This window comes from Actinoalloteichus spitiensis RMV-1378 (assembly GCF_000239155.1).
Taxonomy (GTDB): Bacteria; Actinomycetota; Actinomycetes; order Mycobacteriales; family Pseudonocardiaceae; genus Actinoalloteichus_B; species Actinoalloteichus_B spitiensis.
Genome location: NZ_AGVX02000502.1, coordinates 1 through 3,947 on the forward strand (window position 1 = coordinate 1; position 3,947 = coordinate 3,947).

5 protein-coding genes are annotated in these 3,947 nt (G+C 75.7%); 4 read left to right on the forward strand and 1 reads right to left on the reverse strand.

From position 1 onward, the window contains the following. The 3 genes from ACTIDRAF_RS30085 to ACTIDRAF_RS0220365 form a co-directional block, all read left to right on the forward strand. On the forward strand, positions 1-1,181 hold a 1,181-nt coding region (locus ACTIDRAF_RS30085), incomplete at its 5' end, for an ATP-binding cassette domain-containing protein (protein WP_039788427.1). A 13-nt stretch (positions 1,182-1,194) separates the two neighbouring features. Beyond that, positions 1,195-2,343, forward strand: coding sequence for a GAF domain-containing sensor histidine kinase (locus tag ACTIDRAF_RS0220360; RefSeq protein ID WP_016700564.1), 1,149 nt, complete (start codon positions 1,195-1,197; stop codon positions 2,341-2,343). Positions 2,344-2,394: 51 nt separating this feature from the next. Next, positions 2,395-2,649, forward strand: a complete 255-nt coding sequence (locus ACTIDRAF_RS0220365; RefSeq protein WP_016700565.1) for a hexameric tyrosine-coordinated heme protein — start codon at positions 2,395-2,397, stop codon at positions 2,647-2,649. Between the two features lie 108 nt (positions 2,650-2,757). Here ACTIDRAF_RS0220365 and ACTIDRAF_RS0220370 read toward each other — a convergent pair whose 3' ends face one another. Further along, the gene (locus ACTIDRAF_RS0220370; protein ID WP_016700566.1) at positions 2,758-3,504 is read right to left on the reverse strand and encodes an SDR family NAD(P)-dependent oxidoreductase; all 747 of its coding nucleotides are present in this window, start codon (positions 3,502-3,504) and stop codon (positions 2,758-2,760) included. Between the two features lie 107 nt (positions 3,505-3,611). Between ACTIDRAF_RS0220370 and ACTIDRAF_RS0220375 the strand changes: the two genes are divergently transcribed. Further along, positions 3,612-3,947, forward strand: a 336-nt coding sequence (locus tag ACTIDRAF_RS0220375; protein ID WP_016700567.1) for a TetR/AcrR family transcriptional regulator, incomplete at its 3' end; no start/stop codon positions are given.

Genomic DNA, 3,947 nt, shown 5'->3' on the forward strand with positions numbered 1-3,947 from the left:
CCGAGCGGCGGGTGGCGGCGGGGCGGCGCCGCGTCGCGGTCGGCGTCCTCGACCTGTTGGACTCCGCCGCCGACCTGGTCGCCGTCGGCGCCGCCGGACGGCGTCGCGCCGAGCTGGCCGAGGACGACCGCGAGCTCGGCCGTCAGGCGGCGCGGGCCGCGCTTGGCGCTGGTGCCGGGTCCGCCGTCCTCACCGCCGTCGTCGGCGCCGCCGCGTTGGCGAACCTGTGGTTGGGCGCCTCGGCGGCGTCGGCCGGGGAGCTGAACCCGGTGCTGGTCGCCGTGTTGGTGCTGTCCACGCTGGCGGTCGCCGAGGTCGTGGCCACCGTCCCGCCCGCCGTGACCCAGGCGGGTGCGCTGCGCGACGCCCAGCGTCGCCTCGACGAGGTGTGGCGTGCGGCCGAGGCGGACGGGGTCGCCGCGGCGGGGGGAGCGGCGGCGGTGCCGTCCCCGGACGGCGAGGTGGTGCTGCGCGACGTGGACGCGGGGTGGCCCGGACACCGCCAGCCGGTGCTGCGGGAGGTGACGTTGCGCCTGCCCGCCGGTGCGCACGTGGCGGTGCTCGGACCGTCGGGGGCCGGGAAGTCCACCCTGCTGGCGCTCCTGCTGGGCTTCGTGCCGCCGCGCACCGGCGTCGCCCGGTTGCCCGACCGGGTGGCGTGGTGCCCGCAGGATCCCGCCCTGGTGTCCACCTCCGTGCGGGAGAACCTCCGCGTCGCCCGGCCCGAGGCCGGGGACGCCGAGCTGCGGCGCGCGCTGGCGGTCGCCGGCCTCCCCGACTGGGGTGACCGGTTGGACGCGGTGCTCGGCAGTGGTGGTCTCAGCGTGTCCGGGGGTGAGGCCGCGCGGTTGGGGATCGCCAGGGCGGTCCTCGCCGCCCCCGACTCGGGGCTGGTGCTGTTGGACGAGCCCACCGCCCACCTCGACGCCAGCACCTCCCGGGAGGTGCTGCGCGGGCTGCGCGCCGAGTTCGCGGGTCGGACGGTGGTGCACGTCACCCACCGGCCGGAGGAGGTGCTGGACGCCGACCTGGTCGTCGAGGTGCGTTCCGGGGCGGTGCGCGAGTACCAGGACCTCGACCTCCTGGTGCTGGCCGGCTCGGATCGCGCGCGCACCGTGGGAGCGGCCAGCGCGGCGGGTGACCGCGTGAGCATCCCCCGGCAGAACACGGGGGGCGAGTAGCGTGGCCGCTGCCATGGACTCCACTCTCGCCAGGGACACCCTGGCCGCGGCGACCGAGATCACCACGGCGGCCATGTCGCACGACGAGCCGGAGGCGGTGCTGCCGCTGGTCGCGCGGCGGGCCGCCGCTCTCACCGAGGCTGACCTGTGCCTGGTCATGGTGCGTGCCGAGGACGGCAGCCTGACGGTCGAGGCCGCCCACGCCGACCGCAACTCCGCCGGGCGGGTGCGCGACCCGATGGGCGCGGTGCTCTCGCCCCGGTCGGTGGCTTCCAGGGTCGCGCGGCGCCGGGTACCGATGGTCGTCGACGACGTGACGGCCGACCCGAGCACGGCGCCGTTCGTGCCGCCGCAGCTGCGCGGGTACGGCCCGTTCGCGGTCGCGCCCTTCGGCACGCGGGAGCGGCGGTTGGGGGCGCTCGCGGTCTACCGGTGGCGGGGTGCGAGGCCGTTCGCGCCGACGACCGTCGAGGTGCTGGCGGCCTTCGCCGCCCAGGCCGGGCTGGCCATCGTGCTCGCCGAGGGCTCGACCGCCCGCCAGCGGGTGGCGGTCTACCAGGAGCGGGAGCGCATCGCCCGCGACCTGCACGACGTCATCGTGCAACGGCTCTACGCGGCCGGGGTGCAGCTCGACCTGCTCGGCAGGCGGCTCGCCGGCCGGCTGGACCCGGCGGACGAGGCCCGGTTGGTCGACACCGTCGAGCAGTTGGACGGCACGATCGGCGAGATCAGGGACACCGTCCGGGAGCTGAGGTCCACCGACCCGGCCGACCAGGGCGCCGCCGTCGACCTGTCCGACTCGGTGCGGGCCGAGGTGGCCACGGCGGCCGGCCTGCTCGACCTCACCCCGACCCTGGACCTGGTGGGTGGGTGCGACGACGTGCCCGTGGTGGTCGCCGACCACGCGCGGGCCGCGCTGCGCGAGGCGCTGTCCAACGTGGTGCGCCACTCGGGCGCGCGGTCGTTGGCGGTCGAGTTGCACCGCCACCCGGGGGGCCTGCGGCTCCGGGTCACCGACGACGGCTGCGGTATCCCCCGGGGAGTCACCCGGCGGGGGCTCCTCCACCTGGAGGAGCGGGCGGCGGCGGCCGGCGGCCGGTGCCGGGTGGAGTCCTCTCCGGACAGCGGGACGACCGTGACCTGGGAGGTCCCGCTGCACTGACATGGGTGAGGTCGACTCGCGGTGGCCGCCGGCTGCCACGACGATCGGCCCATGACCCAGGTCGTTCCGAAACAGGGCAAGACCACCATTCCCGGGAACACCCTCATCGTCCCGACACCCGAGCACGGCCGTGAGCTGGCCCTCCAACTGGCCAGGCACTCCGTGCAGCACATCCAACCGGACCAGGAGGTCCTGCGGGGCGGCCGACCCCACTACGCCACCGACCCGGACAGCCTCATCGAGGCCGCGCAGGTGGTGGCGACGGAGTTCGCGACCATCGCCGCCGCCAACAACTACTGGCGCTGACGTTCCTGGCGGTGGGTCCGGTGGGGCTCCCGGTGCGGGAGCGCCACCGGGCGCGTCCGGGTGCTCGCCCGGTGGTCCTGGCCGGGGCGGACGCGGCGGGTCGGGGCCTCAGGCCACCGCGCCTCCGTCGATGGGCAGCACCGCGCCGTTGACGAACGAGGCGCGCGGGCTGGCGAGGAAGACGACACCGGCGGCGATCTCCTCCGGCCGGCCGTACCGCCCCATCGGGTTCAACGCCAGTTGGGCGGGTGCGGTGGGGCCGTCGGGCCGGTTCATGTCGGTGTCGGTCGAGCCCGGCTCGACCACGTTGACCGTGATCCCGCGTGGGGCGAGGTCGCGGGCGGCGCCCCTGCTGTAGCCGACGACGGCCGCCTTGGTCGCCGAGTAGTCGGCCCCACCGGTGAAGCTGGCCCGGCTCCCGAGCGTGGATCCGATGGTGATGATCCGGCCGCCCTCACCGAGGATCGGGGCCGCCGCGCGGATCGCGGCGACCACACCCCCGACGTTGATCGCGAACTGCCGGTCGAAGTCCGCGGCGGCGTCCGCGTCCTCCAGCGGACCCCGTACCGACACCCCGGCGTTGTTGACCAGCACGTCCAACCGCCCGAAGTCCCGGGCCACCGTGCGGACCAGCTCGCCGACCCGCTCCGGGTCGGCCTGGTCGGCCTGGTAGGCGGCGGCCCGGACTCCTCGGCTCCGCAGCTCGCGCACGACCGCGTCCGCCAGCGCCTCCGACGTGCCGTAGCTGATGGCGACGTCCGCGCCCTCCTCGGCCAGCGCGGATGCGACGGCCGCCCCGATTCCCCGCGAACCGCCCGTCACGAGCGCGACCCGGCCAGTCAGTTCTCCGGACATGCGTTCTCCGTCCCCAGTCGTGCGGGCGTGCACCCGCTCTTTTGTGTACCGGAAGGTACAGAATGGGGACTGTAGCCTATCGATCGGTACAGAACCAGGGAGGGTGCATGGCGGCGGGGCGACCGCGCGGGTTCGACATCGACGAACGCCTGGACCGCGCGCTGGAGGTGTTCTGGCGGCAGGGCTACGAGGGCACGGCGCTGTCCGACCTCACCGAGGCGATGGGCATCAACCGGCCCAGCCTCTACGCGGCGTACGGGAACAAGGAGGAGCTGTTCCGGGCGGCCGCCCGGCGCTACGCCGAGGGGCCCGGCGGCCACCGGCGGGCCGCGTTGGCCGCCCCCACGGCCCGTGCCGCCGTCGAACGACTGCTCCGGGGCACCGTCGAGGTCGTGACCGCCCGCGAGCACGGCGGGTGCCTGGTCGTCCAGGCCGCTCTCGCC